At 41.2% G+C, this 24,726-nt stretch carries 17 protein-coding genes; 16 read left to right on the top strand and 1 reads right to left on the bottom strand.

What is annotated here, in order from left to right:
* Positions 1–12: 12 nt before the first annotated feature.
* The 3 genes from ZOBGAL_RS04970 to ZOBGAL_RS04960 all read left to right on the top strand — a co-directional run bounded on the left by ZOBGAL_RS04970 (position 13) and on the right by ZOBGAL_RS04960 (position 5,227).
* On the top strand, positions 13–1,503 hold the full coding sequence (locus ZOBGAL_RS04970; RefSeq protein ID WP_013992425.1) for a RagB/SusD family nutrient uptake outer membrane protein: 1,491 nt from the start codon (positions 13–15) through the stop codon (positions 1,501–1,503).
* A gap of 226 nt (positions 1,504–1,729) precedes the next feature.
* Entirely contained in the window at positions 1,730–3,565 is a 1,836-nt protein-coding gene (locus ZOBGAL_RS04965; RefSeq protein WP_013992424.1) for a glycoside hydrolase family 36 protein, read from the top strand.
* Between the two features lie 57 nt (positions 3,566–3,622).
* The gene (locus ZOBGAL_RS04960) at positions 3,623–5,227 is read left to right on the top strand and encodes a sulfatase family protein (protein ID WP_013992423.1); all 1,605 of its coding nucleotides are present in this window, start codon (positions 3,623–3,625) and stop codon (positions 5,225–5,227) included.
* Positions 5,228–5,712: 485 nt separating this feature from the next.
* Here ZOBGAL_RS04960 and ZOBGAL_RS04955 read toward each other — a convergent pair whose 3' ends face one another.
* Positions 5,713–6,411 (bottom strand): FadR/GntR family transcriptional regulator, encoded by a 699-nt coding sequence (locus tag ZOBGAL_RS04955; RefSeq protein ID WP_013992422.1) that lies wholly within the window; start codon positions 6,409–6,411, stop codon positions 5,713–5,715.
* Between the two features lie 163 nt (positions 6,412–6,574).
* Between ZOBGAL_RS04955 and ZOBGAL_RS04950 the strand changes: the two genes are divergently transcribed.
* The 13 genes from ZOBGAL_RS04950 (at position 6,575) to ZOBGAL_RS04890 (ending at position 24,724) form a co-directional block, all read left to right on the top strand.
* Positions 6,575–9,913 (top strand): SusC/RagA family TonB-linked outer membrane protein, encoded by a 3,339-nt coding sequence (locus ZOBGAL_RS04950; protein ID WP_013992421.1) that lies wholly within the window; start codon positions 6,575–6,577, stop codon positions 9,911–9,913.
* Between the two features lie 68 nt (positions 9,914–9,981).
* Complete coding sequence (locus ZOBGAL_RS04945; RefSeq protein WP_158499717.1) at positions 9,982–11,373, top strand: RagB/SusD family nutrient uptake outer membrane protein; 1,392 nt, start codon at positions 9,982–9,984, stop codon at positions 11,371–11,373.
* 234 nt (positions 11,374–11,607) lie between these two features.
* On the top strand, positions 11,608–12,504 hold the full coding sequence (locus tag ZOBGAL_RS04940; protein ID WP_013992418.1) for a dihydrodipicolinate synthase family protein: 897 nt from the start codon (positions 11,608–11,610) through the stop codon (positions 12,502–12,504).
* 120 nt (positions 12,505–12,624) lie between these two features.
* Positions 12,625–13,395 carry an SDR family NAD(P)-dependent oxidoreductase gene (locus ZOBGAL_RS04935; protein WP_013992417.1) on the top strand — a complete coding sequence of 257 codons (771 nt, stop codon included), beginning with the start codon at positions 12,625–12,627 and terminating at the stop codon, positions 13,393–13,395.
* A 62-nt stretch (positions 13,396–13,457) separates the two neighbouring features.
* Positions 13,458–14,663: a CaiB/BaiF CoA transferase family protein gene (locus ZOBGAL_RS04930; RefSeq protein ID WP_013992416.1), complete on the top strand. Its 1,206-nt coding sequence runs from the start codon at positions 13,458–13,460 to the stop codon at positions 14,661–14,663.
* Between the two features lie 13 nt (positions 14,664–14,676).
* Entirely contained in the window at positions 14,677–15,453 is a 777-nt protein-coding gene (locus ZOBGAL_RS04925) for an enoyl-CoA hydratase/isomerase family protein (protein WP_013992415.1), read from the top strand.
* Positions 15,453–16,595 (top strand): extracellular solute-binding protein, encoded by a 1,143-nt coding sequence (locus ZOBGAL_RS04920; RefSeq protein ID WP_013992414.1) that lies wholly within the window; start codon positions 15,453–15,455, stop codon positions 16,593–16,595. The genes ZOBGAL_RS04925 and ZOBGAL_RS04920 overlap by 1 nt, the downstream gene beginning before the upstream one ends.
* Before the next feature lie 139 nt (positions 16,596–16,734).
* Complete coding sequence (locus ZOBGAL_RS04915) at positions 16,735–17,889, top strand: AGE family epimerase/isomerase (RefSeq protein ID WP_046287353.1); 1,155 nt, start codon at positions 16,735–16,737, stop codon at positions 17,887–17,889.
* A gap of 215 nt (positions 17,890–18,104) precedes the next feature.
* On the top strand, positions 18,105–19,043 hold the full coding sequence (locus ZOBGAL_RS04910) for a dihydrodipicolinate synthase family protein (protein ID WP_013992412.1): 939 nt from the start codon (positions 18,105–18,107) through the stop codon (positions 19,041–19,043).
* Positions 19,044–19,104: 61 nt separating this feature from the next.
* Positions 19,105–20,265: a sialidase family protein gene (locus tag ZOBGAL_RS04905; protein ID WP_013992411.1), complete on the top strand. Its 1,161-nt coding sequence runs from the start codon at positions 19,105–19,107 to the stop codon at positions 20,263–20,265.
* An 85-nt stretch (positions 20,266–20,350) separates the two neighbouring features.
* Positions 20,351–21,247 carry a dihydrodipicolinate synthase family protein gene (locus ZOBGAL_RS04900; protein WP_013992410.1) on the top strand — a complete coding sequence of 299 codons (897 nt, stop codon included), beginning with the start codon at positions 20,351–20,353 and terminating at the stop codon, positions 21,245–21,247.
* Positions 21,244–23,919, top strand: coding sequence for a sodium:solute symporter family transporter (locus ZOBGAL_RS04895; RefSeq protein WP_231854797.1), 2,676 nt, complete (start codon positions 21,244–21,246; stop codon positions 23,917–23,919). Before ZOBGAL_RS04900 ends, ZOBGAL_RS04895 begins: the two co-directional genes overlap by 4 nt.
* A 19-nt stretch (positions 23,920–23,938) precedes the next feature.
* Positions 23,939–24,724 carry a phytanoyl-CoA dioxygenase family protein gene (locus ZOBGAL_RS04890; RefSeq protein ID WP_013992408.1) on the top strand — a complete coding sequence of 262 codons (786 nt, stop codon included), beginning with the start codon at positions 23,939–23,941 and terminating at the stop codon, positions 24,722–24,724.
* Positions 24,725–24,726 lie beyond the last annotated feature (2 nt).

Raw genomic sequence — 24,726 nt, 5'->3', positions numbered from 1 at the left:
AAAAACTTCAAAATGAAAAAATTTATCAATATAAAATTAGGTATACTAACCATTTTGGGCCTTATGTGTACCCAATGCGAAGACCCATTAAAAACGGAAGTATATGGTGAGTATTCATTAGTCGATGGCCCTGCTTCTAAAGGTTTTATGGATGGGTTGCTGAACGGGGTATATGCCGAATTTCAGTTCAACGGGGTTCAAGGAAGGGACTTCTTCTATTTTTCCGACTTTAGTGGTGATCACCTCTACAACGAAAGGGGAGGTTTAAGCCGGGTAACCGCATTTGTTCAAAATTGGAATTGGGATGCACAAAACCCTTCTTGGTTTAGGGATGATTTTTGGACCAAACCTTATGCGGCCATCAGAAATGCCAACTTCTTTTTGGAAGTCGTCGATAATTCAGAGCTGTCGGCAGAGGAGAAGAATCAATATAAGGCTGAAGTGCGTTTTGCCAGGGCTACAACCTATGCCTTTATGTACAATTGGTTTGGATCCGTGCCGCTAAGAACTTCAAGCAGTGACCCAGCCGATATGGAAAGGGCGTCAGATGACGAAATGAGAGAATTTATCGAGACCGAATTGGCCGATGCGGCCAAGGATCTTCCTATTACGGCTGAAGAATTTGGGCGAGCTACCCAAGGAGCTGCCTATGGTATTTTAATGAAACATTATTTAAATACTAAAAATTGGGATAAGGTTGTAGAATATGCAAACTTAATACAAGACTTGGGTGTATATAGCTTGTACACGGCAGGGAGTAATCCTTATCGGAATCTTTTTAAGGTGTCTACCGAGGGGTCTGAGAATGAAACAATTTATTCCTTTCCGGCAACATCCTTGATCGAGAGTACTGCCAATGCCATTATGTCCCATTCATACCCAGAGAGTAATTACAAGGCCTTGGTCAATGGAGATGATGTTAAATTGTCTAACCAATCTATTTCCGGTACCAAAAATCGAGCCTATGATTTTTTCCTCAACTCCTTTGAACCGAACGATGATAGAAAAAAGCAGATTATAAACCAATATATCAATTCGGAAGATGAGGTTGTTACCCAGGCACCGGATAAAAATGCTGTCTTTAAATATTGGCCCGATCCCAATATGTTGGAGTGGAAAAGCGGGCATGATTTTAGAATCATTAGATATGCAGATGTTTTATTGTCTAAGGCCGAAGCATTGAATGAAATTAACGGACCTACCCAAGAAGTGATTGACCTGATAAACGAGGTGCGGGGTAGGGCGAAGGCCTCTGTGTTAGAGTTGGCCGATTATCCAAGTACGGAAGGGTTAAGGGATGCCATTCTCGAAGAAAGAGGCTGGGAGTTTTATTTTGAAGGCAAACGAAGGGAGGACTTGATCAGGCACGGTAAATTTGTTAGTGCCAAAAAGAACCACCCTATTCATCCCGTTCCTTCCGCCGAAGACTTTAGGGTGTTAATGCCGATACCTCAGGAAGAAATCGATGTAAACCCTAATATGGTTCAAAACCCGGGGTACTAATACTATCTAATTGTTTAAGTAATTTATAATAGAATAAAGGGGCTAGATATAGTACTACATCGTGTTACATCTGAATGTAACGCGATGTAGGCTATAATGACAGATAGTCCACTGTTCGATCTTTTTTTATTTGATTAAGTAATAAAAGCGGATGGAGGTAACGGATATGCCCAAATAAAGGTGCTTGCGAATTAGAGGTGTCATATGAATTAATAGAATCGATCAGATGAAAAATATACTAGTCCATTTAATTGTTCTTCATTTTGCATTTGTTGCAATCTCTCAAGATAAGAAGAAGTCCTTTACATTATCAGGTAACAGTGTAACGCTAACCTATGAATCGAGTAATTGTGAAATTGAGGTTTTGACATCTGCCGTGGCGGATGGAATTGATGTAGCGACTATTACCTTAAAAGGAAATAAAAAATTTATTCCGGGGCGCATTTTTGTGAAATGGTCGGCCCCTGCGACCAATATTGCCGGCTATTGGAGTAGTCAAGCTTTTTTAGACAAGACCATTACCCCTGATTGGGGACCCGCAAAAGTAACATCGATGTTGGCTAGGGAGGCACCAGTGATGACCCTTTATGGTTATGACGATTTAAACCGCCAGACCTTTGCCGTTTCCGAAGCTTTGAACACTGTTGTTACCAGCACCTCGGTTAAGGAAGAGAATGGAGTGGTCTATAATGAAATTCAACTTTTTTCAGAACCACATAAGGAAATTTTAGAATATACGATCAAGCTGTATTTAGACACCCGTGCTGTTCATTTTTCCCAAGCTTTGAAGGATGTGAGCCGATGGTGGGAAGGTTTTGATATGTATAAACCGGCCCCTGTACCAGAGGCTGCTAATTTGCCGGTATATTCCACTTGGTACAGTTATCACCAAAATGTAGGAAGCAATGCTATTTTAAAGGAGTGCCGACAAGCTAAAGGCATGGGTTACGAAACCGTAATCGTTGATGATGGGTGGCAAACAATGGATAGTAAAAGAGGATATGCCTTTACGGGTGATTGGCAGCCGGAAAGAATTCCAGAAATGAAACAGCTTGTCAAGGAAGTGCACGATATAGGTATGAAGTTTATGTTGTGGTATGCCGTACCCTTTGTTGGTGAGAACTCCAGCGCATATACCCAAATGCAAGGTAAATTTCTAGATTATTGGGAGGGCCAAGGAACCTATGTTCTCGATCCAAGATATCCAGAAGTAAGGGAATTTATTATAAACACCTATGTGAGGGCGATTAAAGAATGGGACTTGGATGGTTTTAAATTAGATTTTATCGGAAGGTTCCGTGCCAATAAAAACACTGTTCTTACCGCCGAGAATGGGAGGGATTACGCATCAGTGAACTTGGCGACCGATAAGTTAATGACAGACTTGATGACGGCTTTGCGGCAGATTAAACCAGATGTTTTAATCGAGTTTAGACAACCGTATACAGGACCATTAATGAGAAAATATGGAAATATGCTTAGAGCTTCCGATTGTCCAAATGCGGCAATGGTCAATAGGGTAGAAACAACAGATCTTAGGCTTGTTAGTGGCAATACTTCTGTGCACGCAGATATGTTGATGTGGCATTACGATGATCCGGTCGAAACCGCTGCCTTACAATTTCTAAATGTTTTGTATTCCGTACCGCAAATCTCGGTTCGCTTGGCTGACATTCCCAAAGACCATCATAAAATGATCGAATTCTATACGGACTACTGGTTAAACAACAGGGACGTTCTGTTACAAGGTGAGTTCTATGCCGAAAGTCCACTTATGAATTACCCATTGATCCGCGCTAAAAACAACAGGAAAATGATTACCACTGTTTTTTCCGAAAGAGTTGTGGATATTGATACGACATTAGAGCTGGACATTGATGTTGTCAATGCCAAGTCCACTCAAAAAATTATAATCGATAACAGGGGTGAAGCTAGGGAATATCAATGTTTCGTATTTGATTGTATGGGAAATACCCTAAGGAAGGAACAAGTTAAATTGAATAATGGCATATCTGTGTTTGAAGTGCCACCGTCGGGGCTTATACAGTTGGTGGCACTTTAAAAGCTATGGAGATGAGTTTCAATAAATAGGAAAAATACTTAAAACCTCGATTATAGAATGAAAAAAAATATTTTGCTGATTGTATTGGCAGCAACACTATTCGTATCGTGTAAAAACGGGGATACACGACAAAAGGAAGGGAATGAGAATACAACTAAGCCCAATATCCTTTGGATATATTTAGAAGATACCGCTCCGCTTATGGGATGCTATGGAGAGCAACTTGTTGCCACTCCGAACATTGACAGCCTAGCTATGAAAGGTGTTTTGTATACCAACGTCTTTATGCCCGCTCCTGTCTGTTCGGCCAGTCGATCAAGTATCATTACCGGAATGATGGCGACCACCATCGGAGCCCAGAACCATCATGGTTCAAGAACTGTGGAATCGGCAACATATTTGCCGGAGAATATAAAGACCATTCCTGAACTTTTTAAGGAAGCAGGGTATTTTACGTTTAATAACGGTAAGGACGACTATAACTTTATATATGACAGAAAAGAATTGTATGATCAAGATTATTCGTACCATCCTTTATACGGTAAAGGAGGAGTAAGACTGGATTTGGCAACACTAACCGAAAAGGAACCGTTTTTCGGTCAAATACAGATGTACGGCGGCAAGGAAATTTTCAATTCCAAGTTCAAGGAAAACGTTACTTCACCTGTAGATCGGTCGAAAATTCAACTACCGCCCTATCTGCCAAATCATCCCGTCATTATTGAAGAATATGCCAACCACTTGGATGCAATTCAGATTACGGATGAAAAAGTAGGTGAGGTTATGAATAAATTAAAAGAAAACGATTTGCTAAAGAATACCATTGTTTTCTTTTTTTCCGATCATGGTATGCGCCTGACCAGAAATAAACAGTTTTTATATGATGGAGGGCTACAGGTACCCTTGATTATAGCGGATTTTAGAGCAGCCGATAAGCAATTTAAACCGGGAAGCGTGAATGATGACCTGATCAGTGGCCTAGACCTAGGAACCAGTTCGCTTGCTTTAGCCAGTATTCCGATACCGGAATATATGGAAGGTCGCAATATGTTTAACCCTAGCGGTACACCAAGGGAATATGTAATCTCAACTAGAGATCGTTGCGATTTTACCATAGACCGTATTAGGTCGGTACGTTCAAAGGAGTATAAGTATATCAGGAATTTTATGACGGATAGACCCTATTCCCAACCGACTTATATGGATTTTGACAAGATAGAATTCGTTGGGGTGATGAAACAATTGTATGCTGAAGGAAAGCTAAATGAGGTGCAGAGACGATTTATGTCAGATGAACGCCCTTCGGAAGAATTATACGATTTAAAAGCCGATCCCTTTGAGTTGAACAATTTGGCGGTGAATTCGGAATATTCTGAAATATTGACAAAATATCGCTCCATACTGGATCAATGGATCGCTCAAACAGGCGATAAGGGACAGTATGGAGAAGACGAAGCAGGTTTGAAATTCATGTTGGGCATATGGGGAAAGGAATGTGTAAACCCCGAGTATGATGCGCTTAGGAAAAAGTATCCCAATTTTGAAGGGTCGTTGATTTATTTAAAAAGTGAATCCTTTACAAAGGTTGATCCAAACTTTAAAGGAACACCATTATTTGATGTAAGTGCTAATCAAGTAGTGAATATAAAATTAGGCCGGTAAAAAGTTGACGGTATTGCTCTTTAACCATTTTTTTGATACTTATACTACCTAATAAGGGAAGGGGATTTTCGATAATACTACTTTTCAAAATCAGTAATGTCTTAAAAAAAGGATAAGGCTGGGTATGTAAAAAACGGTCTTTGCATTAGCAAAGACCGTTTTTTTTAAACTTAATATTTTGGTTCTGTTAAATGAAGTATACCAGTATTTTACTGGCCTAATTTTGTCTACATGTGGAAGGTTTTTTGATAGACACCTTTTTGTGGTTGGCCTACCTAAGCTTTTTAGTACTCCCGTAGTACGGGAAGAGAACTTTACAAACTTCAGTAAATCGTAGTCTAGGGTATCACATTGATGAGAATGTGTAAAGTATTTTGGGGAGGACGGTCTTGTAGGTGTGCGATTAAAATAATTTTATAATCGGTGTGAAAAAGAGGGCTTTTTATTTGATCGGAATCATACGCATAGACAATTATATTTTAACTTCATTTATTGAAAATACCTAGTTTATAATAGCCGCTAAAATGTTCCTGCATCTTTTGCCTAAACTCTTCGACCGTTCCTGTCTCCAAACAATCGACGAGGCTAGAATGATTGATTTTTGACTCTGAAACTTTAAAATTCGATTCTAATTCGAGAACATAGTCGAATACAGTCTTTAGGTATTTTTGAAAACCGAATAAAGTCTCGTTGCCGGTTATTTTGTATAGGGCGGTGTGAAAAGTTATTTCATGGGCAATTTTAGTGTCCTTTTTAGGAGAGGACATGTAATCGGCAATGATTTTTCGCAATTCCTTTATATGTTCAGGAGTTATCTTTCGGTATAGGGTATCGGCCATTCCTATTTCTAGCATAATGCGCAATTCAAAAAGTTCATGTAGGGTTTCTTTGTCCATGACCGTAGGGTCAAGTACCCTTTCCAAAGCAGGAAATAAATTGAACTTGATAAGTGTTATTCCATTTTTTTTATTTGAATCGATCAACCCTAGCATTTTAAATCGGCTAAGGGCTTCACGGACTACGTTTCGGCTTACGTTCATCGTCATTGCCAACTCATTCTCAGTGGGGAGGGTGTCCCCTGGTTTAAAGCCTCGCTCCTTAATAAAAGTACGAAGATTGTTCTCAACCTGATCGACCATACTTCTCTTTTGTACGGGCCTTAACTTTGATTCTGCCTTCTCCATAATTGAATTTTTGCGCTCATATTAATATGGGTACAAAGATGTAACAAATATTTATAAAATAGGTTAAAAGCATTTTTTTATTGTACAATAAAAGTAAAATACTATATTAGCTAAATCATATTGTCCTACAATATAATCAACTAAATTTTAAATTATGGAAACAATGAAAAAAACCAAACAAAATTCTTGGCAATTGATTTTGCTTATTTTGTGTTTAATGGCTTCTTCTGCAACCGTGTTGGGGCAGACTAAAACCAAGGTGACTGGTACCGTTTATGATGAGAACGATGCCCTTTTGCCAGGGGTAAATGTTGTGATTGATGGAAGTTCAGTCGGAACAGTTACTGATTTTGATGGGGTTTTTACACTTGATGTATCAGATTCCGATGTTCTTGTCTTTTCTTACTTAGGATTTGAATCCAAGAGCGTCCCCTTTAATGGGCAATCTACCATGACAATTAAGTTAATGCCAGATTTTCAACAGTTAGATGATGTTGTAGTTATAGGTTATGGAACACAGTCAAGGGCCAAAATCACGAGTTCTATTTCAAAAGTAGACGATGAGGAATTGAGAAATATTCCCTCGGTAAGCCCGGCGCAAGCTCTTCAAGGAAAAATGGCGGGTGTCTCGGTACCTGTATTGACCGGTCAGCCAGGGGAAAATCCCAATATAGTAATTAGGGGCGGAACCACTTACAGTCCGTATGCCACTACTGAAACGGGAGGTGGTCGCCAGGCCAGTGACCCATTATATGTTATTGATGGTGTATTTCGCAGCATCGGAGACGTAAATCCTGATGATATAGAGTCCATTCAGGTAATGAAAGATGCGGCATCTACCGCAATATACGGGGCTAGAGGTGCCAATGGGGTTATCATTGTTAAAACCAAAACGGGTAGTTCAAGTTCAAAACCGAAGATTACTTTTAGATATCAGCATGGTATCGAGACCCAAGCCCGTAATTTTGAATATTTAAATGCAAGGGAATATATCGAAACCTTTAGGCCTGCAAAGTTAAGGGGAATCGATAATTACGACCCAGAAGTCTTTCTTCAGTCCGCAGGTTCAACAGGGGTGCCTACCTTCAACAATCCTGGGGAATATGGTGAATTCAAGTTTACGACTGCCTCGCTTAATAACTTAATAGATGTTGAGGGACAGGCTTATGTCGATAATTTATTGTCAAACGGATGGGAAACGATGCCTGATCCGGTTGATCCTTCTACAACTCTGATTTTTAAAGACAGTCATTATCAAGATGTCGTTTGGAATACGGCCAACACCAGTAACTACAACCTTGGAGTTAGCGGAGGGTCCGAAAATGTAGATTATAATGTGTCATTGGGCTATGTTAATCAGGGCGGTGTCTTTTTGGGAACCAATTACGAACGATTCAGTGGTCTCGCCAATATTGGATTAAAGGTAACCGATAAATTGCGATTGAATTTAAATACGACTTATCTATGGAACGATAATCAGAATTCCCAAAGCACTCAAAATGACATTACAAGGGGAACAAGAGTCCCCTCTTTAAACAGGTTGTATAATGACGATGGCACACCGAACCTTGGGGAAAGTAATAATCCGAGAAACAGATTACATCAGTTATACTATCAAGACTATAACAGAAACACCAATCAATTTGTGGTCCGTCTATCTGCAGATTACACCATTTTCCCAGGATTGTCTTATCGGCCTTCCGTATCGCTGAACACCAACCTCTATACGAGGATGGATTTTGAAAAATTCTACCCACAGCAAAGCAATCCGCGCTATAAATACCAAAGAATCGATGATAGAAAGCAATTGATGACGGATCATATTTTACAATATGATAAAAACATTGGGAACAAACATCACTTTATGGCATTGGCCGGATTCAATTTTACCAGAAATAAACTGTTCCGGGTTATTGGTACTTCCCAACGTTCTGCAACAGATATAATTACAACAATAACAGGTGACCCTGCAAGTACTACATTGCCGGGCGGGGTTGTTTCCCCAAATATGAGCTCGTCATCTCTTTTTGATGAAGAAAAGAGCGCCAGTTTCTTTGGGCAATTTAGTTATGACCTTAGTGCCAAATACCTTTTTTCCGCTTCAATTAGACGTGATGGTTTTTCCAATTTTGCCCCAGAGAACAGATGGGCTTTGTTTCCATCGGTATCTGCGGGATGGGTTGTTAGCAAAGAGGATTTTTGGAAGGTGGACTGGATGGACAATTTGAAAGTTAGATACAGCTGGGGGGAAACGGGCTTGTCCAATCTGTCAACAAGTGACACTTATGGCCAATATTCAACCACCACCTATGCGACCAATTCGGGTATTTATAGGAACAACCTTCCTAATCCCAATTTATTATGGGAGACCACCTCGGCTTTTGATGCTGGTATCGATGTCGGTCTTTTCGGTAATAGGTTAAGTTTTGTTTTTGATTATTATAACAAGCTTACATCGAATCGGTTAGAGTCCCTTCCGTTGCCTGCTGAAACCGGCTTTAGTAGTATTAAATACAATGTAGGTTCACTACGGAATAGTGGTATTGAAGTAGAACTAGGTGGATTCATAGTAAACAACCCAGACTTTTCATGGCACTCTAATTTCACTTTTGCCTATAACAAATCAGAGATAGTGGAATTGCCCGAGAATACAAGGGAAAAAAACAGAATTGGGGGCGGAGTGGTCTATGACCCCAATCTTGGCAAGGAAGTGGAAATTGGTGGTTTTGCCGAAGGTGAAAGACCATTAGGGCTTTGGGCCTGGAAGTCGAATGGAATTTTTGCTACAGATGAAGAGGCTGCTGCTAGTCCCATTAAAGATATGATGGCCATAGGGGCGCTACAAGATGAGCCTCGCCATGGTGGTGATGTAGATTGGGCAGATTTAAACGGAGATAATATAATTGACGGCAAGGATATCGTATTTATGGGATATAGAACACCTGACAAGATCGGAGGTTTCCAAAATACGATTCGTTATAAGCGCTTTAGTCTTCGTGTCAATATGGATTATGCCATGGGCCACGTCATCAATAATGGTTCTCTTGCAAGAGGTCTGGGGCAAGGTCGGTCGTACAATGAGGGGGCGCCGGTAGAAGCTGCAGGCAATGATATTTGGAGGGAGCAAGGTGATGTAGGTAAAAAATATCCTAGAATTGGCTTTGGTGATTGGGATGTGGGAAGAAGAAACCATTTGCGGTTTCTCGGAAGCTTAACGGGTTATTCTAATACGGGTCTTTCAAGTGCTTATGGTACCGATAACTCTATCTATTATTCAAAAGGGGATTTTTTAGCTTTTAGAGAAGTTTCCTTGTCGTACAACTTTCCGACTGATTGGTGCAAGATGCTTAGAATAAGTAGCCTCGTGTTAAATGGAGGAGTGTATAATATAGGATATTTAACAGCCTATGACGGATATAACCCGGAAGTATACACAGGATATGATGGCGGTGCCTATCCGCGCCCTAGACAGTTCACTTTTGGGGCAACATTGACTTTTTAATTAATACAAGTTAAAACATAACGATGATGGAAACGAAATACTTAAAATACATACTAGCCTTTTGGGTCATGGTATCAATATCCGCCTGTGAAGATATGTTGGAGCCAGAGGTTAAATCTTCAATTACGGGACAAAACTATTGGAAAACCGAAAATGATTTTATGCCCTATCTTTTTTCTGTTTATGCTCGGAATAGAACCTTGATGGCGGATAATATGATTCGTATAGGAGAGGAAAGAGGTGAAATGTGGGAAGAAGGCTATAATAACAGGTTCCAGTTCTGGGATCAAAATTTAACACCGGGAACCACTTATAACTGGACGACCTTTTACGGAACCATTGGTCATTGTAATTTGCTTTTGGAGCAAATTGAAGCTTTTGAATTTACGGATCAATCGCTTAAAAACCGGGTTAAGGCCGAAGCTTTAGCGCTTAGGGCCAATACTTATTTTTTCTTGGCAAGGGTTTGGGGAGATGTGCCCATTGTCCTAAATTCCGTTGAAGACGAAAATACGCCATTGTACGCTAGGTCTCCTGTAGCGGAAGTCTTTAATCAGATCAATTCCGATATTAGTGAAGCTCTCGAATTATTTCCCGAAAATGGATATCAAGATAAATACCGATTTTCAAAACCGGCGGTTTATGCTTTGCAGGCTGATGTTAAAATGTGGACGGGTAGTGTTCTAGGTGGGGGAAAACCCGATTTTGACGCAGCTATTAATGCAATACAGCAAGTAGAGGCCTCGGGCGTTATTTTACTCGATGACTATGGAAACATTTTCGATACGGATAAAAATGAAGAAATTATTCTTAGCGTGTATTGCGACAGGTATGAATATACTAGTTCAAGAATCAACGAAGCGTTTCTCCGTTTTGACACTAGTAATGGAGCTGATAATGTAGTTGAGCTCCCTATTCGGTTAGCTGCCCAACAAGCTTATGCTGTCGGTCCTAGATTATTGGAACTCTTTGAAGACTTTCCAATGGACAAGCGTATTTCGCGGACTTATATTCCAGAGCTTTATGAGGGGGTTCCAAGAAAATATTGGGCCAATAAGTACAGAGGTACGCAGTATGCCGATGATCGTACCCCCGACAGTGATATAATTGTCTATAGACTATCGGGCCTTTTGCTTTTAAAAGCTGAAGCATACCTGGCGTTGGATGATTTGGAAAATGCTAGGATTGAGTTGAATAAAGTTCGTGACAGAGCCGATTTGCCCGATGTGGTAGAGACCGATAAAACCTTACTTGGTATAGAGATTTTGAATGAAAGAGGTCGGGAATTATTTCATGAAGGCAAACGCTGGTTGGATTTGAGAAGGGCTCATGCAACCGGTCTGATCAATGTTTATGAATATGTGCCAAACCTTGTGGGTAAAACCACACCTTTATATTGGCCGGTCCATACCAATGTCCTAATAAAGAATGATCTACTTACAGACCCACTTTATCAATAATAGTATTTGAGTTAGCTAGTTAGTTAGAGCTGAGACGGAGGCGGAGTCTATGATTCCGCCTTATGTTTCGGTGAATACTGAATTTGCCTCATTATTATCACTGATTACAGAAGAGAAAACCAATTTCAATAAGTTGATCAAAGGAGGCGGTTAAGATGATGAAAACAAGATTGAGTTCTTGGGCCATCATCAAAAATTGTGGCCTAATCATAGTGTAGAATTAAAACAAATAGAATGAGATTAGATATAAAAGGATTGATAGCGGCGGTGTTCAGCCCTTTCGACAAATCGGGTTGTGTTGATATGGCCCCCATACCGAAATTGGTGGAGCACCTTATTGATAACGGCATCAATGGCCTTTATGCCATGGGCAGTACCGGGGAGGGTCTGTCGATGACGGTGCGCCAACGAATGGATGTCACCGAAGCCTACATAGGTGCGGTCGACGGACGGATACCCGTTATCGTGAATGTCAGCCATACGAGTTACGATGCGACCGAGGAGCTAATCAGGCATGCCGTGGGGGCGGGGGCGTTTGCCGTATCGGCTACCTTGCCGGCGTACTATACGGTTTCCAGTATAGAACAGCTCGTGCAGGCGGTACGCAAAATAGCCGAGTGCCAGAACGATGTGCCCTTTGTCTATTACCATATACCGGGCAAGACGGGGCTCAATTTCAAGATGCACACCTTCTTGGAGAAGATAGGCGATACCTTGCCACAGTTGGGCGGGATCAAATATACCTCCGGGGCCATCGACGATTTTATGATGTGCCAAGAGCTCTACGGCGAGAGGTACAAAATGTTCTTCGGTGTAGACGAGCTCTTCCTTCCCGCCTTGGCCATGGGTGCGGATTCGTTCGTGGGGAGCACCTATAACTTTATGGCGCCCACCTACCACAATATCACCGAAAGATACACAAAGGGCGACCAAGAGGGGGCAAGGACGGAATACTTCAAGGCCGTTAGGATAATCGATGCGCTCTTGGGCTATGACGGTCTGGCCTCGCAAAAGGCGATCATGCAAATGTCCGGACACGATTTCGGTCCGCCACGCTCACCCTTGCTTCCCCTATCGCAAAACGAGTACGATACCTTTTACCGAAACCTTAAAAATATCGGACTGTTTTGACCTGAAGAAGCTATAATCAAATGAGGTTTGTTGTTTAAGTATGTGGACGTAATCAAGGGAATAGTCGATAGGGTATGAAATACCTGATATTGCGAAAAATGATTGTATATCTAAAATAATATGGGAAGGTTAGAGAAAAAGGTAGCCATAATTACGGGAGCGGCCAGCGGTATTGGGTTGGCCATATGCAAGGCTTTCGCTAAAGAAGGGGCCATTGTGGTTATGGCCGATATAAATATGGAAAAATGTGCAGGAGAGGCCGAAGAGTTGCAAAAAAAGGGTTACCCGGTTGAGGTATACAAGTGTGATGTAGGTGATGCCGATAGTGTCGCATCCCTTATTGAAAATACTGTAACTGCCTTTCAAAAAATAGATGTTCTTGTAAATAACGCAGCCATAGCAAAGAGTTACGATATAACAAGAATGAAAGAAGATGAATTTGACGAGTTGGTCAACATAAACCTGAAAAGTGTATTTAGGGGAATAAAAATGTCACTCCCTTATATGTTACGCCAAAATTCCGGAAGTATTATAAGCATCTCATCGGTACAGGCCCATCGAAGTTGGGATGATTGGACCGTGTATGCCGGCATTAAAGGGGCTATAATGGCTATGAGTAGCCAGTTGGCGGGACAATATGGTAGGTTTAATGTTCGCTTTAATACTATTTCCCCCGGGGCAATTATGACCCCACTTAATCAAGAACGTATAAAGAATGAGGGAGAGGAGTTCCTGAAAAAAAGTGAAACACAAGCTGCGATGAATAGAATGGGAACTTCACAAGAGGTGGCTATGACTGCGGTTTTTTTGGCTTCTGATGAGTCTACATTTATTACGGGAGAGGACTTGAAAGTAGACGGGGGGCTATGTACCCTACCGAGATATATTTAAAGGAATTGCATTAATGACCCAAAGCTTAGGGCAGTTAACCAAAAGACAATAGATCATAACTTATGAAACAGGCATTGGAAGGAATAAAGGTATTAGATTTTTCACAGTTGTTACAAGGGCCGTACGCTACTCAAATGTTGGGCGATGTGGGTGCTGATGTCATTAAAGTTGAGCGAATTAAGACAGGTGATATTTATCGCGATATGACCTTTTTCAACAAATGGATTGCAGGTGATGAGTCACCTTGTTTTATGGCATGGAACAGAAATAAGAGGTCCATTGCCGTCGATATGAAATCGGAACAAGGAAAGGATATTATTTATAAACTGGTACAGCAGGCAGATATTATTGTTGAAAATTTTCGTCCAGGGGTGATGAAGCGACTTGGGTATGGTTATGAAGATTTAAAACAAATAAACCCCTCCATTATATATTGCTCAGCAAGTGGCTGGGGAGATGAGGGGCCCTATTTAAAAAGACCGGGGCAGGATTTATTGGCGCAAAGTATCAGTGGGGCCGTAATGACCAGTGGTAAAGAGAATGACGGTCCGGTAGCAATAGGTACGGCACTTTGCGATCAGGTTAATGCCTTGAACTCTGTATATGCCATTTTAGCGGCATTGTTTTATCGGGAAAGAACTGGGATTGGTCAGGAAATCAAGACGAATCTGCTGTCTTCTGCCATTGCCTTTCAGATGCAAGATTACTTCACCATTCAAAATTTAGGGGTTCCTTTTGAAAGACCGAATTCTAATATAGGTCACCCCGGAAATGCAGCACCGTTTGGGATGTATGGGACAAAGGATGGATTTATTTCTATAGCCATGTGTCCTTGGTCAAAATTGGTGAAGGCACTTGAAGACGATACTTTGAACAAGTACGATGATGCTCAGATTTTATACGATAAAAGAGATGAAATTCATGGGGAAGTCGAAAAAATCATAAAAACTAAAACCACCCAAGAATGGCTGGACATCATGCTGTCTTTTGATATTTGGGTAGCCAAGGTCAACAAACAGTCCGAAGTTGAATTCGACCCTCAGGTCAAGTTCAACAATACTTTTGTTGAAATTAGACATCCTAAAGCGGGCAAGGTAAAAGTTACGAATATTCCTTTTACAATGAGTGAGACACCCGGTGAGATTACAAGGGCATCTCCATTAATAGGAGAACATGGTGAGGAAATTCTTTCAGAATTGGGCTATACGGAGGAGGAAATTGCCGATTTGATAAACGTTGAGGTGATAAGTGTTGAGAAGGTAAAATAAAAGTGACTTTAGTATGGTGTTCAAATTTCTAAAATATGAGGTATCCAACCGGGTGGCATGGATAAAATTTAATAGACCCGATCAGCTTAATGCTATGAATCGTCAAATGATGAATGAAATCATTGAATCACTTGAGTTGGTCCATTCAACTAATGACGGTAAAATAGCCGTCGCTGTTATTACTGGCGAGGGCAAGGCATTTATGGCGGGCGCCGATATTAAGGAATACGCTCAACAAACCGAAGAGGAATTTGAGGCATTTCAATTAATGGGCAGGAGGCTTTACGCAGCCATAGAGAAAAATTCCAAGCCGATTATTGCTGCGATAAATGGCTATGCTTTTGGTGGTGGGTTTGAAATTGCCCTGTCATGTGATATGATCTTATGTAGGCAATATGCGAAACTCGGCCTGCCGGAAATTAACCTTAATCTAATTCCAGGTGGTGGTGGAACCCAGAGATTAACCAGAAAAATCGGGAGTAATTTGGCCAATGAGATGATTATGACCGGCAGGGCAGTTACTGCCGAGGAAATGTGGGCTAAGGGAGTAGTAAACCACATCTATGAAAAAGAAGGGTTCAATGAAAGGGTTGGAGAATTTGTGGCTCAATTGACCGATAAGCCAGTTGATAGGTTAAGGGCGATTAAACAATTGACACGCAAATGCTTGGGTGAAGTGGATGTCTCGGCCTTGGATATGGAAAATGAACAGTTGGGTAAATTTTATAGCTCTGAAGAGGGTCAGGGAAAAATACAGGAATTCTATCAAAAAAGTTTGAATAACAAATAATGGCTTCAATAACTCTTAAGGGGATAACATGGGATCATCCAAGGGGTTATGACCCACTTATTGCGGCCTCTGCTGCATATTACGAAGAAAAAGGGATAATTGTTGAATGGCAAAAACGATCTTTGACCGACTTTGGGGATTTTTCCATTGAGAGTTTATCGGAACAATATGATTTACTAATCCTTGATCATCCACATTGCGGAGTAATTGCAGGCACAGGGTGCCTTGTTCCTTTGGAAGAACATCTTTCAGATGAGTTGTTTTTGTTGCTCAAGGCGCAATCGGCGGGTCCAAGCTTTTCAAGTTATTCTTTTCAAAAGCACCAATGGGCATTGCCAATCGATGCGGCATTTCAATGTGGTAGTTACCGAAAGGATTTGTTGTCCGATAGTATTCCTAAATCTTGGGAAGAGGTGTTTGCATTGGCCCACAGGTTGAGATCCAATGGGAAATATGTCGGGATGGCTCTCTGTCCGACCGATAGTCTTTGTGCATTTTTATCCCTTTGTAATCAATTTGGAGCACCAATAGTAATGGATTCAGAGGAATTGGTGCCTCATAAGGTGGGAATTGAAATATTGGGCTTAATGAAAAGAATGTGTATGGAGTTTCATCCAAACGCCTTGGATTGGAATCCTATAGACCTATATGACTATATGGCACAAACTGATGATATCGTTTACGCTCCTCTGGCCTTCAATTATACCAACTATTCCCGTAAGGGGTTTAGGGAAAACCGACTTGTATTTACAGATTCCCCAAACGCCAAGACAGTTTTAGGTGGCGCTGGTATTGCGGTTTCTTCACAGTGCAAAAATAGTATTGAAGCAGTAGATTACTGTTATTGGGTTTGTAGTGAAAGAGTTCAAAAGGACATATACACGGTTAACAACGGACAACCTGGAAATATAACTTGTTGGATGGATCCCGATGCCAACAATTTAACCGATAATTTTTTTCAAAATACACTTCAAACATTGGAAAGTGCATATGTGAGGCCTCGTTATTTTGGTTGGCCCAGTTTTCAAGAGTATTTGGGAAGGGTTTTGCATAAACATCTAAAAAACGATATCGATCCAATCGTGACCTTAAGGCAATTACAAAACTCCTTTAATGAATCTAAAACCTTAATGTATAAATGATTATAGAACATTGGGGGCGATGTGAATTTAGGAATAAGGGTTGAAAACAAGAATCTTGACTAAAATTCCAAATATGGGGTTAAATGTTAGATATAGGGCGGTACTTGTAAAATTAGAAAGACGTAATACTAATATACTTATGAGATATAGCAACTTTTATAAAGATGCACTTTTGAATGATATTATCCCATTTTGGGAGAAAAATTCCTTGGATAAGGTTGATGGCGGCTATTTTTCCTGCTTGGACAACCAAGGAAAGGTGTATGATACCGATAAGTTCATGTGGCTTCAAGCTAGGCAAGCATGGATTTTTTCAATGTTATATGGCGAAGTAGAACAAAATAGTACGTGGCTCAATATAGCGAAGTCCGGCATAGATTTTATAGTGAAAAATGGAATGGACGGTGAGGGGAATTTTTATTTCTCCACTACAAGAAGTGGATCGGCTTTGGTTCAGCCCTACAATATCTTTACGGATTGTTTTGCTGCAATGGCTCTTTGTCAATATGGAAAAGTTTCTGGCGATGAAGAATCACTCATTCTGGCCGAAAAGACATACCAAAATATCCGCAAAAGGTCAAGTAGCCCAAAGGGTATTTACGAGAAAAATACAGGTGGGCGTCAATTAAAGAGCTTTGCGTTACCTATGATTTTGGCTAATCTGGTGCTGGAGTTGGAGGGTATTTTAAAAAAGGAAGAGGTCAATGAAGTCTTGGAAAATATTGTACATGATATTATGTATGGTTTTTTGGATAAAGAAACAGGGCTCATTTTTGAATCGGTCCGACCAGATGGTACCCATGATGATAGTTTTGAAGGTAGGCTAATTAACCCGGGGCATGGATTGGAAGCTATGTGGTTTGTGATTGATATTGCTGCGAGAAACAATGATAAGAAGTTAATCGAAAAAGCCGTAAATACAATTATTCATATTTTGGAGTACGCTTGGGATAATAAATATGGAGGAATATATTATTTCATGGATGTCAGAGGAAAACCACCCCTACAGTTGGAACATGATCAAAAGCTATGGTGGGTACATTTAGAGGCTTTGATCGCATTGGCCAAAGCATATGAATGTACCAAGGATAAATCGGTATTTGATTGGTTTCAAAAAGTACATAACTATGCTTGGACGCATTTTTCTGACCAGGAAAATGGAGAATGGTTTGGCTATTTAAATAGGGAAGGTAAGATTCATTTGAATTTAAAAGGAGGAAAATGGAAGGGTTGTTTTCACACGCCCAGAGCCATGTACCAATGTTGGAAATCTTTTGAAGGCGTTGGGCTTTAAAAAGACAATAATGTGCCGCTTAAATGGATATATTGGATTTAATGTACTATTTTAGTAAAATTATATTGTAGTACAATATAATTTTTAAATATGGAGTTGAATGAAATGCAGTTTTTTTGAAGACGATTGTCTTTTGTTCTAATCGTTTTGGAGAGATTCTTATAGTGATGGCCATCTTAAAAAACTAAAAATGAAAAAAGAAAAAACAACATAAAATGAAGCCGTTAAAATTTGATGGTATAAAGGGCAATTGGGCTACTTTGATACTTCCCATAAATTCTGATGAGCGTATTGATTATCCACTGCTGTCCCAAGAAATCGATTTCTTGATTGATGCGGGCGTAGACGGGATTTATTCCAATGGCTCGGCAGGGGAATTCTATAATATCACTGAAGATGAGTTCGATATGGTCAGTGAAATTTTGGCCGACAAATGCAATAAGGCTTCCCTGAATTTTCAGATAGGGGCAAGCCATATGAGTCCTATAACCTCTATTGAACGGCTAAGGCGGTCCGTAGACTTAAAACCAAGTGCGATACAAGTGATCCTGCCCGATTGGTTCGTGCCTACCAATGAAGAATCTATTGTTTTTTTGAAGAAGATGGAAGAAGTGGGCAATGGTATTGGTCTGGTGCTGTACAACCCTCCGCACGCAAAAAAGAAACTTACAATTCAAGATATAGATGTTTTAAAGGAAAATGTGGCGGGACTAATAGGTGTTAAGCTTGCGGGAGGGGATAGTGATTGGTATGCCTTGTCAAAAAGGATATCTTCAAAACTTTCTGTTTTTATTCCAGGGCACCATCTTGCTACCGGGATCAAGGCGGGCTGTCACGGTGCCTATTCCAATATGTCTTGTTTAAATCCCGTTGCCGCCCAAAATTGGTATGATAATATGATTTCGGGAAAACTTGATGAGGCCCTTGAATTAGAGGGAAGGATAATAGAATTTTTAGATAAATATATTGTCCCGTTGATGCTAACTGAGGGCTATTCCAATATGGCCATGGATAAACTGTTGATGCAAATCGGAGGATGGCTGGAATTCAATCCTAAACTCAGGTGGCCCTATAAAGGAGTGGATTCCGACACGGTTGCAAGAATAAGGCCTAACGCCAAGAAAATGATTCCCGAATTTTTCAACATTTCCTAAGTCGAGGTAATTGAAAACGGAAAATTCACAAGTATAAATTTTACTGATTAAAAGAAAAAACATGATGAAAGATCAAAATCCATTAAAACAGCTTCTAGCCCTAATTATTTTTGCAACAATAAGCTATTCCTTGCCAGCTCAAGAAACAACGGTGAGCATGGCGGACTTCAACAAACTCGACTACCTTTTTAAAAATGGGGAGGAAGGGTACAACTGTTTTAGGATACCTGCCATCGTAACTACCAACAAGGGCTCACTACTTGCTTTTGCAGAAGCAAGAAAAAAATCATGTAGTGATACTGGAGATATCGATTTGGTCATGAAACGTTCCGATGACCAGGGAAAAACATGGAGTGATCTGCAAGTAGTTTGGGATGATAAAAATAATGTTTGTGGTAATCCTTCACCAATAGTAGATCAAGCAACAGGTAAAATTGTACTCTTATCGACTTGGAATCTAGGGGAGGACAGGGAACATGAAATTATTAAGGGAACCAGTAAGGATACAAGAAGGGTGTTTTTGTTGAAATCAAACGATGATGGTCATAATTGGAGCTTTCCTGAAGAAATTACCGATCATGTGAAGCTTACGGACTGGTCTTGGTATGCCACAGGTCCGGGTTCGGGAATTCAAGTGAAAGATGGCAATTACAAAGGCCGTTTGATTGTTGCTAGTGACCATATCGAAAAAGGCACTAATAAATATTACTCCCATATCATCTATTCCGATGACCATGGCGAATCTTGGAATTTGGGCGGGAGAACGCCAAAGGACCAAGTCAATGAATGTGAGGTGGTAGAGCTTTCCGATAACAGACTTATGCTGAACATGCGTAATTACGATCGTTCGCAATCTTTAAGGCAGATCGCTTATAGTTCCAATGGAGGATATACATGGGACAATATGCAATACTCCGAAGAATTGATAGAACCTATTTGCCAGGCCAGTATATTGCGTTTTGATGCCAATAATAAAACATATCTAATCTTCTCAAATCCGGCACACAAGGATAAAAGGGAAAACATGACGATTAAGGTTAGTTCTGATGATGGAAAAACATGGCCTATATCGAGGACAGTTTTTAAAGGCCCATCTGCCTATTCCGACTTGGTTGCTTTTGATGGTCGTGTTGGTCTTTATTACGAAGCAGGTAAAGAAAAAGCGTATGAAGGTATCGTATGGGTGTCTTTCGATGCACGTGACCTGATTAACATGAACTGATCAAAGCCTTATTCGAGTAAGGGAGCCATTTGGGCCATCATCAAAAATTGTGGCCTAATCACAGTATAGAATTAAAACAAATAGAATGAGATTAGATATAAAAGGATTGATAGCGGCGGTGTTCAGCCCTTTCAACAAATCGGGTTGTGTTGATATGGCCCCCATACCGAAATTGGTGGAGCACCTTATTGATAACGGTATCAATGGCCTTTATGCCATGGGCAGTACCGGGGAGGGTCTGTCGATGACGGTGCGCCAACGAATGGATGTCACCGAAGCCTACATAGGTGCGGTCGACGGACGGATACCCGTTATCGTGAATGTCAGCCATACGAGTTACGATGCGACCGAGGAGCTGATCAAGCATGCCGTGGGGGCGGGGGCGTTTGCCGTATCGGCTACCTTGCCGGCGTACTATACGGTTTCCAGTATAGAACAGCTCGTGCAGGCGGTACGCAAAATAGCCGAGTGCCAGAACGATGTGCCCTTTGTCTATTACCATATACCGGGCAAGACGGGGCTCAATTTCAAGATGCACACCTTCTTGGAGAAGATAGGCGATACCTTGCCACAGTTGGGCGGGATCAAATATACCTCCGGGGCCATCGACGATTTTATGATGTGCCAAGAGCTCTACGGCGAGAGGTACAAAATGTTCTTCGGTGTAGACGAGCTCTTCCTTCCCGCCTTGGCCATGGGTGCGGATTCGTTCGTGGGGAGCACCTATAACTTTATGGCGCCCACCTACCACAATATCACCGAAAGATACACAAAGGGCGACCAAGAGGGGGCAAGGACGGAATACTTCAAGGCCGTTAGGATAATCGATGCGCTCTTGGGCTATGACGGTCTGGCCTCGCAAAAGGCGATCATGCAAATGTCCGGACACGATTTCGGTCCGCCGCGCTCACCCTTGCTTCCCCTATCGCAAAACGAGTACGATACCTTTTACCGAAACCTTAAAAATATCGGACTGTTTTGAAAACCCCCAAATTTCTAGTTCCTAAAAAAAACCATCTGTTGCTTCTTAGGTCACGGCAATGGCTCATTGCTTTTGTTGGTCTTCTAATATGCTCATGTAATACCGTTCATGACAAAGAGGTTGTACCCAAAAAGATAAGTCCAATCGAACTGGCTGTTTTACCGGCGGTTGATGGGAAAGCCTCTTCTTTGGGCTATGCCGGCATGTTGGGGGGCGTCCACAATGGGGTGGTCATCGCTGCGGGAGGCGCTAATTTTCCCGAGGGGGCACCTTGGGAAGGAGGGGCTAAGGTGTGGTCCGATTTTATTTTCATTTTGGAAAATGGACAATGGCGAAAGGCTGCTAATAGACTACCTACGCCCTTGGGCTATGGGGCTTCTATTCAAACTCCGAACGGAATTTTGTTAATCGGGGGCAATAACTCTAAGCATACTTCGAACAAGGTATTTTTATTAAGCTATAATACCAACGATAAAAGCGTGGAGATAAAAGGCTACCCCGATTTGCCCGAGTCTTTGGCTTATACGGCCGCAGCAATTCAGGGTGATCAGGTATATGTGGTAGGGGGCTTTGACGGTGTTGCTTCAACGAATTCGCTTTTTACTTTAGATTTAAGCCGTCCTGAAAAATGGGAAAGAGGGAAAGATTTTGTTGGGGGGGCTCGGAGCTTTCATAGTGCGGCAATACAGGAAACTTCAGATGGTTCCAAACTTTTTGTTTTTGGAGGAAGAAACCAGGTAGAGGGAGGGGCTAAGGATATTTATAACAACTATATTGCCTATGACCTAGAAAGAAAACAATGGGAAGAACCTAGGCCTATATCGCCAAATGGGGTAAACAGGGCAGTCAATGGTTCGTCTGCCCAAACAATGGGATCCATGCACATTTTGGTATATGGGGGCGATGATGGGGTGTTGTTTTCGGTTTTACAGGATTTGGACGAAGAAATTAAACTTCAAGAATCCGACGAAATAAAAGCCCGGCTTATTTCAAAAAAGAAAGCCATTTTAAATACCCACCCAGGCTTTAGTAAAGATATACTCGCCTTTAATACGATTACCCAAAAATGGTACGTATACGGTCAGCTAGAGGAAAGTTTACCGGTGACGATGTTGTCTTTCGGAAAAGAAGATGGGTTTTACATGATTTCAGGGGAAATTGCTCCCGGCGTCCGTACCCCAAAAGTTAAGCAGCTGGTTTTAGGTGAAGCGGTAAACAGCTTTGGGGCTGTAAACTATGGTGTTGTACTGTGTTATTTTATTATAACTATGGCCATTGGCCTATACTTTTCCAAGAAACAAAAATCTACAAAAGACTACTTTACGGGCGGCGGTCGTGTTCCGTGGTGGGCCTCGGGTATCAGTGTGTTTGGGACCCTTTTAAGCGCTTTGACCTTTATGGCCATTCCCGCAAAATCGTTTTTGACCGATTGGTCTTATTTTTTCCTTAACATCACCATGATTTTGATCGTTCCTGTTATCGCCTTTGTCTTTATCCCATATTTTCATAGGCTCAATATTTCTACGGCTTACGAATTTTTGGAGAACAGGTTCAATTATGTGGCAAGGGTGTTGGGTAGCCTATCGTTTATTTTATTTCAATTGGGGAGGATAGGTATTGTACTCCTTTTGCCGTCATTGGCTATTTCCATAGTAACTGGTGTTCCCGTAGAAGCGGCAGTTTTGATTATGGGCGTTCTCTGTGTCGCCTATACTACCTTCGGGGGGATCGAAGCGGTAATTTGGACGGATGTATTACAAGTGGTCGTATTATTGGGGGGAAGCATATTGGCCATATTCTGCCTTCTATCACAATCGGAAGTCGGTCTAATGGAGGCATATCACTTTGCGGTAGATCACAATAAGATCGATTTGGCCAATATGGATTTAAATTTTTCGGAGTCTACGTTTTGGGTCGTTTTCTTGGGAGGACTTGCCTCTGCACTCATTACTCAAGGTACAGATCAAACCATTGTTCAGCGCTACCTTACAAGTACTAGTGTTAAAGATGCGCAGAGAACTTCCTACCTGAATGCGGCACTAACGCTTCCGGCGACCATCATCTTTTTTGGTATAGGAACCTTGCTTTTTATCTTTTACTCAAAAGCTCCGGAAAGGCTTCCGGCCAATCTATCCAATAACGATTCCATTTTTCCATGGTACATTGTAAATGAACTTCCCATAGGAGTGTCAGGACTTTTGATTGCAGCTGTATTTTCAGCGGCCATGTCAAGTATCAGTAGTAGTTTAAATTCGGTTTCTACGGCGTTTTGCAATGATTTCTATAAACATTTTAAACCAAAGAGTCCTGATTTGAAACTTTTAAGGATAGCCCGTATGACTACTCTAGTTTGTGGTTGTTTGGGTATGGTATTGGCTCTATGGATGGCAAATTCCAACATCAAATCGCTGTGGGACCAGTTTCTTTTGTTTATCGGACTCATTACCGCAGGTCTGGGAGGAATGTTCCTTTTGGGCATGATTACCAAAAAGGCCAATTCAAGGGGTACCTTGATCGGGGTTGCGGTAAGTACGGTATCCCTTATTTTTATTAGCCTTTATACTACCCTGCACATATTGTTGTATTCCTTTATGGGATTGGTGATATGCTTTTGCGTCGGGTATGTTTTTAGTCTGGTTTTTGATGCCAGATCGATCAATAAAACCATATAGCAACGATCAACATTATATTATGAAAAGAGTAGACGATTTAGACGATAAAAATTTGCAAAAAAAACTGCGTAATGATTTTTTAGCCGATGGTTTTATTTTCTTTCCCGGATTTTTAAACGCTTTAGAGATAAGTGAAGTCACCGAAAGACTAAACGCATTTAAGAAATCTCAAATAGAGCATATGCCCAGGAGTGATGTGTATTATGAGGATATCAATGATAAAACATCCTTAAAGCAACTACAGCGTCTTTTTAAGTACGATTCCTTTTTTGCCGATATGATGGACAGCAGTAGGTTTGAGAAACTGGCCTCTATCTTGTTGGATGATGGGGTCGTGGGAAAAAACATTCAATATTTCAATAAGCCGCCTAAAATAGGACAACCGACCCCGGCCCATCAAGATGGATATTATTTTATGCTAGAACCCAATGAGGCCGTGACCATGTGGATGGCTTTGGAGCCGGTCGACGAAGAGAACGGCTGTGTACGTTACATCAAAGGCTCACACCTTACCGGTATGCGTGAACACGGAAAAACGGGCACCCTTGGTTTTTCACAGGGTATTGTAGATTATGGTGGGAAGGAAACCGATAAAAATGAAGTTTTCTACCCTACACAAGCAGGCGATCTATTGGTGCACCACTCCATGACCATCCATCGAGCCGATGGAAACTCTAGTGAAAACCGCACCAGGCAGGCTATGGGATTTATCTATTACGCCAACAAGGCTAAAGAAGACTATGAGGCGCAAAAAGCGTATCAAAAGAAATTGGCCGAAGACCTAACCAAGGAAAACAAGGTCTGAAT

The sequence above is a fragment of the Zobellia galactanivorans genome (genome assembly GCF_000973105.1).
GTDB lineage: Bacteria > Bacteroidota > Bacteroidia > Flavobacteriales > Flavobacteriaceae > Zobellia > Zobellia galactanivorans.
The sequence above is the reverse complement of the archived record's forward strand: the minus strand, read 5'-3'. Positions and strand labels throughout refer to the sequence as shown.